The sequence below is a fragment of the Pseudomonas sp. 05N434 genome (assembly GCF_056396965.1).
The window spans coordinates 1-3,514 of record NZ_JBFTMK010000532.1; the positions used below are offsets into that span (position 1 = coordinate 1).

At 59.3% G+C, this 3,514-nt stretch carries 4 protein-coding genes and 1 tRNA gene; 3 read left to right on the plus strand and 2 right to left on the minus strand.

Annotated elements, in window-relative coordinates; translation table 11 throughout:
• The first annotated feature begins 50 nt into the window (after positions 1–50).
• Entirely contained in the window at positions 51–1,070 is a 1,020-nt protein-coding gene (locus AC1DLB_RS25180; RefSeq protein ID WP_477744007.1) for an FUSC family protein, read from the plus strand.
• Positions 1,071–1,078: 8 nt separating this feature from the next.
• On the opposite strand, the gene AC1DLB_RS25185 is transcribed toward AC1DLB_RS25180, so the two are convergent.
• Positions 1,079–1,972: a DMT family transporter gene (locus AC1DLB_RS25185; protein ID WP_018927617.1), complete on the minus strand. Its 894-nt coding sequence runs from the start codon at positions 1,970–1,972 to the stop codon at positions 1,079–1,081.
• Positions 1,973–2,107: 135 nt separating this feature from the next.
• Between AC1DLB_RS25185 and AC1DLB_RS25190 the strand changes: the two genes are divergently transcribed.
• Positions 2,108–2,545, plus strand: coding sequence for an Lrp/AsnC family transcriptional regulator (locus AC1DLB_RS25190; RefSeq protein WP_007941786.1), 438 nt, complete (start codon positions 2,108–2,110; stop codon positions 2,543–2,545).
• A gap of 88 nt (positions 2,546–2,633) precedes the next feature.
• On the opposite strand, the gene AC1DLB_RS25195 is transcribed toward AC1DLB_RS25190, so the two are convergent.
• Positions 2,634–3,305 carry a Bax inhibitor-1/YccA family protein gene (locus tag AC1DLB_RS25195; RefSeq protein WP_018927616.1) on the minus strand — a complete coding sequence of 224 codons (672 nt, stop codon included), beginning with the start codon at positions 3,303–3,305 and terminating at the stop codon, positions 2,634–2,636.
• A gap of 123 nt (positions 3,306–3,428) precedes the next feature.
• Here AC1DLB_RS25195 and AC1DLB_RS25200 point away from each other — a divergent pair.
• Positions 3,429–3,513: transfer RNA gene (locus tag AC1DLB_RS25200), tRNA-Ser, on the plus strand.
• Position 3,514: the final 1 nt, after the last annotated feature.

Here is a 3,514-nt window from a genome sequence, read left to right on the forward strand (position 1 = left end):
TCATCAAAGGCCTTCGACTGCTGCCGCTGTTGCGCCGAATACTGCGTCCATTGCTGGACCCGTACCGGCGCTACCGCCACGCCAAACTGATCCATGCGGTGCGGGTTTCCTTGGGGTTGCTGGCGACGATTCTGCTGACCACCGGCATCCATCTGCCCCATGGCGAATGGGCGTCGGTGACCATGCTGGTGGTGATCGGCGGTTTGCAGCACCACGGTAACATCGGCAAAAAAGCCGCCGAGCGAGCCATCGGCACCTTGATCGGGGCCGGTGTCGGCTTGTTGCTGGTGGCGCAACAGGCCTGGCTCGGGATGCCGTGGCTGACCTATTTCGCAATGTCGGTGGTGTGCGGGTTTTTCTCGTACCACGCCATCGGCAAGGGTGGTTATACGGCGCTGCTGTCGGCGATCACCGTGTTTATCGTTGCCGGGCACGGTGACAACCCGGTCACCGATGGCCTGTGGCGCGGGGTGGATATTCTGATCGGCATCGCCCTGGCACTGGCTTTCTCCTTTGCCCTGCCGCTGTACGCGGTGTATTCCTGGCGCTACAACCTGGCCGATGCGTTGCGCGACTGCGCGGCAATCTACGGCCGTATCATCAACGGCGAGTCCGTCGCCGCTGACGAGCACTTGAAGCTCATGAATCGCTTGAACGCAGCCATGGTGCAACTGCGCTCACTGATGCCCTCGGTGTCCAAGGAGGTGCGGGTTTCCATGACCGAACTCGATGCGATTCAGCGCAACCTGCGGATGTGCGTCAGCATCCTGGAAATCCTCGGCAATAGCCGGCCGAATGCCGATGACTCTGAGGCAATGGCCCACCTGCAATCGGCATTGAAAACCGAGCACCGACAGATCCGAGTGCAACTGATCGGTATGGCCCGGGCATTGAAATCGGGCGCGTCACAACGGCTCAGCCGGCCAGCCGAACCGCTATTGGACTCTACGCTTGATATGCCGGTCTACAGTCCACTGGATGGCTACCGATTGCTGACCCGACAATTGGCCGCGAACATCGGCGAGATGCGCCAGCGTCTGGCGAAAACCGCACCGCGCTGGAACATCTGAGAGGCCGTTTATTGTGTAGCCACCCGCCGAAGCTTCAGGCCCCAACCCTGTTGCATCCCGGCGGCGGCCAGCAGAATCGCGGCGACACCGATCCATTGCAGCGGCTCCAGGCGATGACCGAAGGCAAACCAATCCACGAAAATCGCCGCAATCGGATAGATGAACGACAACGCGCCGGTCAGGGCGGTCGGTAGCTTTTGAATTGCTCCGTAGAGCAGCACATACATCAAGCCGGTATGCACGATACCCAGGGTCACCAGGCTGGCCCAGGCACTGGGCGCTTGCGGCATCGCCGAGAAGTGCGCAAAGGGCGCGAGCAACAGCACGCCGGTGCAGACCTGGATCAACGCGATCAGATGCGGTGGCGTGCCGGTCAGGCGTTTGATGATCAATGCGGCAATCGCGTACAGGAAGGCAGCACCCAGCGCCAGAGCGATCCCCATCAGGTAATCGTTGCCACCCTCGCCTTGCTCGCCATGTGCGCTGACAATCGCCAGCATCCCGAGAAACGAAATGCCCAGCCAGAACAGTTTTTGCAGGGTGATTTTCTCCCCGAGAAACAGCGCGGCCAGCCCCACCAACATGAACGGCTGGACGTTATAAACCGCCGTGCCGATGGCAATCGAGGCGCGCGAATAGGACGCGAACAACAGCACCCAGTTACCGACAATCGCCACACCACTCAGTACGGCCAACAAGAAAGTGGTGGACGTCAAAATGCCAGGGCGCAGAAAGCCGAACGCCGCGCAGATCAGCAACAAGGTGGCGGCACCGAACACGCAGCGCCAGAACACCACGTCCAGCACCGGTTGCCCGGACACCAGCACGAACCAGCCAATGGTCCCGGAAATCAGCATGGCGGCGGTCATCTCGAATGAGCCGCGACGTAGTGTTCTGTCCATCATCAACCTCCTGTGTTTGAGGCCAAAGTATGCCAATCCGCCGAGGGGCTTCTCCAGCGCAAAAAGCAGGCTAAACTCGGTATCTGCCTTTTTTATCAAGGCTTATCCAGCCGATTGCCTAACAGGGGATTCGCCATGACCGACGACATCGACCAAGTGCTGATCAGCGCGTTGATGGAAGACTCCCGCCGCTCGCTCAAAGCCCTGGCACAGATCAGCGGCCTGTCCTCGCCCAGCGTTGCCGAGCGCCTGCGCCGCCTCGAAGAACGCGGCGTACTCAAGGGCTATACCGTCGAAATCGACCCTAAATGCTTCGGCTATCAACTCCAGGCCATCGTCCGCATCCGCCCGTTGCCGGGCCAGTTGCAGGAAGTGGAGCGGCAGATTCAGGCGATTCCCGAATTCACCGAGTGCGACAAAGTCACCGGTGACGACTGCTTCATCGCCCGCCTGCATGTGCGCTCGATGGAACAACTGGACACCCTCCTCGACCGCCTCAACACCCACGCCGAAACCAACACCGCCATCGTCAAGAAAACCCCGATCAAACGCCGGCTGCCACCGATGGCGTGAGTGCTGTTTGGTTCGCAAAGACGTGGATACCCCGATTCCCAGACGATAAAAAACCCGCCGAAGCGGGTTTTTTACTCAAGGCTGGCGATCAATCATCGCGGCCCATGATGCCGAACAGCTGCAGCAAGCTGATGAACAGGTTGTAGATCGATACATACAGGCTGATGGTCGCCATGATGTAGTTGCGCTCGCCGCCGTGAATGATGGCGCTGGTCTGGAACAAAATGCAGACCGAGGAGAACAGCACGAAACCTGCGCTGATCGCCAGTTGCAGACCGCTGATCTTGAAGAAGAAGCTCGCCAGCGTCGCACCCAGCAACACGAAGAAACCGGCCGTGATGAAACCACCCAGGAAGCTCATGTCCTTACGGGTGATCAGCACATAAGCCGACAGGCCGCCGAACACCAGCGCGGTCATCGCGAAGGCCGAGCTGACCACTTCCGCGCCGCCCTGCATGCCCAGGTAACGGTTGAGGATCGGGCCGAGCAGGAAACCCATGAAACCGGTCAGCGCGAACGCAGAAACCAGGCCCCACGCCGAGTCACGGAGTTTGTTGGTGAGGAAGAAAAGGCCGTAGAAGCCGATCAGCACCACAAAGACGTTCGGGTAACCGACACGCATCTGCTGTGCGACAAACGCCATCACGCCGCTGAATGCGAGGGTGAGAGCGAGTAGGCCGTAAGTGTTGCGCAGGACGCGGCTAACCTCTAGCTGCTCAGCCTGCACGCTGTTATTAACTGCGTAATCCTGTTCGCGCATGGCGACACTCCTGTTGGTTTGAAACGTTCAGTCGCAAAGATCATAACAGACGCTCTGTAACAAGCCATGCAGAGAGTTTGACAGTGTGTTTCATTCAGGTATTATGGCGCCCGCAACGCAAACGGAGGTGTGGCCGAGTGGTTTAAGGCAACGGTCTTGAAAACCGTCGACTGTAACAGGTCCATGAGTTCGAATCCCATCGCCTCCGC

Excerpts from the sequence above, each read along its gene's own strand:
- AC1DLB_RS25185 (WP_018927617.1), bottom strand. The coding sequence starts at position 1,972 with ATGGACAGAACACTACGTCGCGGCTCATTCGAGATGACCGCCGCCATG.
- AC1DLB_RS25195 (WP_018927616.1), bottom strand. The coding sequence starts at position 3,305 with ATGCGCGAACAGGATTACGCAGTTAATAACAGCGTGCAGGCTGAGCAG.
- AC1DLB_RS25190 (WP_007941786.1), top strand. The coding sequence starts at position 2,108 with ATGACCGACGACATCGACCAAGTGCTGATCAGCGCGTTGATGGAAGAC.